Genomic DNA, 2,990 nt, shown 5'->3' with positions numbered 1-2,990 from the left:
GCTACATATTATATGGTTAAGTCCTCGATCTATTAGTATTCGTCAGCTCCACATGTCACCATGCTTCCACCTCGAACCTATCAACCTGATCATCTTTCAGGGATCTTACTAGCTTACGCTATGGGAAATCTCATCTTGAGGGGGGCTTCATGCTTAGATGCTTTCAGCACTTATCCCTTCCGCACATAGCTACCCAGCTATGCCCTTGGCAGAACAACTGGTACACCAGCGGTGCGTCCATCCCGGTCCTCTCGTACTAAGGACAGCTCCTCTCAAATTTCCTACGCCCACGACGGATAGGGACCGAACTGTCTCACGACGTTCTGAACCCAGCTCGCGTACCGCTTTAATGGGCGAACAGCCCAACCCTTGGGACCGACTACAGCCCCAGGATGCGATGAGCCGACATCGAGGTGCCAAACCTCCCCGTCGATGTGGACTCTTGGGGGAGATAAGCCTGTTATCCCCGGGGTAGCTTTTATCCGTTGAGCGATGGCCCTTCCATGCGGAACCACCGGATCACTAAGCCCGACTTTCGTCCCTGCTCGACTTGTAGGTCTCGCAGTCAAGCTCCCTTATGCCTTTGCACTCTACGAATGATTTCCAACCATTCTGAGGGAACCTTTGGGCGCCTCCGTTACACTTTAGGAGGCGACCGCCCCAGTCAAACTGCCCACCTGACACTGTCTCCCGGGTCGATAAGACCCGTAGGTTAGAATTTCAATACAGTCAGGGCGGTATCCCACCAGCGCCTCCACCGAAGCTAGCGCTCCGGTTTCAATGGCTCCCGCCTATCCTGTACAAACTGTACCAAAATTCAATATCAGGCTACAGTAAAGCTCCACGGGGTCTTTCCGTCCTGTCGCGGGTAACCTGCATCTTCACAGGTACTATAATTTCACCGAGTCTCTGGTTGAGACAGTGCCCAAATCGTTACACCTTTCGTGCGGGTCGGAACTTACCCGACAAGGAATTTCGCTACCTTAGGACCGTTATAGTTACGGCCGCCGTTTACTGGGGCTTCAGTTCAGAGCTTCGCTTACGCTAACCCCTCTCCTTAACCTTCCAGCACCGGGCAGGTGTCACCCCCTATACTTCGCCTTACGGCTTCGCAGAGAGCTGTGTTTTTGCTAAACAGTCGCTTGGGCCTATTCACTGCGGCTTTCCGTTAAGAAAGCACCCCTTCTCCCGAAGTTACGGGGTCATTTTGCCGAGTTCCTTAACCAGAGTTCTCTCGCACACCTTAGGATTCTCTCCTCGCCTACCTGTGTCGGTTTGCGGTACAGGCACCTTTTATCTCGCTAGAAGCTTTTCTTGGCAGCGGGGAATCAAAGACTTCGCTCCATAAGGAGCTTCCCCATCACAGCTCAGCATACGCGATAAGCGGATTTGCCTACTTATCAGCCTAACTGCTTGGACGTGCACAACCAATCGCACGCTTCTTCTATCCTTCTGCGTCCCTCCATTGCTCAAACGATAAAGAGGTGGTACAGGAATATCAACCTGTTGTCCATCGCCTACGCCTGTCGGCCTCGGCTTAGGTCCTGACTAACCCTGAGCGGACGAGCCTTCCTCAGGAAACCTTAGGCATTCGGTGGACGGGATTCTCACCCGTCTTTCGCTACTCATACCGGCATTCTCACTTCTAAGCACTCCACCAGTCCTTCCGGTCTGACTTCACTGTCCTTAGAACGCTCCCCTACCACTGATACCATTGGTATCAATCCGCAGCTTCGGTGGTGTATTTAGCCCCGGTACATTTTCGGCGCAGAGTCACTCGACTAGTGAGCTATTACGCACTCTTTAAATGGTGGCTGCTTCTAAGCCAACATCCTAGTTGTCTAAGCAACTCCACATCCTTTTCCACTTAATACACACTTTGGGACCTTAGCTGGCGGTCTGGGCTGTTTCCCTTTTGACTACGGATCTTATCACTCGCAGTCTGACTCCTAAGGATAAGTCATTGGCATTCGGAGTTTGACTGAATTCGGTAATCCGATGAGGACCCCTAGTCCAATCAGTGCTCTACCTCCAAGACTCTTACACTTAAGGCTAGCCCTAAAGCTATTTCGGGGAGAACCAGCTATCTCCAGGTTCGATTGGAATTTCTCCGCTACCCACACCTCATCCCCGCACTTTTCAACGTGCGTGGGTTCGGGCCTCCATTCAGTGTTACCTGAACTTCACCCTGGACATGGGTAGATCACCTGGTTTCGGGTCTACGACCACGTACTAAACGCCCTATTCAGACTCGCTTTCGCTGCGGCTCCGCCTCTTCAGCTTAACCTCGCACGGGATCGTAACTCGCCGGTTCATTCTACAAAAGGCACGCCATCACCCGTTAACGGGCTCTGACTATTTGTAGGCACACGGTTTCAGGATCTCTTTCACTCCCCTTCCGGGGTGCTTTTCACCTTTCCCTCACGGTACTGGTTCACTATCGATCACTAGGGAGTATTTAGCCTTGGGAGATGGTCCTCCCAGATTCCGACGGAATTTCACGTGTTCCGCCGTACTCAGGATACATTCAAGAGAGAACGAAGTTTCGACTACGGGGTTGTTACCCTCTACGACGGACCTTTCCAGGTCGCTTCGTCTACCTCGTTCCTTTGTAACTCCGTATAGAATGTCCTACAACCCCAAGAGGCAAGCCTCTTGGTTTGGGCTATGTTCCGTTTCGCTCGCCGCTACTCAGGAAATCGCATTTGCTTTCTCTTCCTCCAGGTACTTAGATGTTTCAGTTCCCTGGGTCTGTCTTCCTTACCCTATGTATTCAGATAAGGATACCATACCATTACGTATGGTGGGTTTCCCCATTCGGAAATCTTCGGATCAAAGCTTACTTACAGCTCCCCGAAGCATATCGGCGTTAGTCCCGTCCTTCATCGACTCCTAGTGTCAAGGCATCCACCGTGCGCCCTTTCTAACTTAACCAAACTAAAAATTAAAAAATATGAGCTACACTGTTATCTAGTTTTCAAAGAACATAC

The 2,990-nt window shown here is 51.3% G+C and carries 1 rRNA gene; it reads right to left on the bottom strand.

Annotation, left to right across the window (positions count from 1 at the left end):
• Positions 1–12: 12 nt before the first annotated feature.
• Positions 13–2,934 (bottom strand): 23S ribosomal RNA (locus tag MR136_RS28210).
• Between the last annotated feature and the right edge of the window lie 56 nt (positions 2,935–2,990).

The organism is Bacillus cereus group sp. BfR-BA-01311 (assembly GCF_022664295.1).
In the GTDB taxonomy this organism is placed as follows: domain Bacteria; phylum Bacillota; class Bacilli; order Bacillales; family Bacillaceae_G; genus Bacillus_A; species Bacillus_A cereus.
Note: the sequence above shows the minus strand (reverse complement) of the source record. Positions and strands in the feature narration are given on the sequence as shown.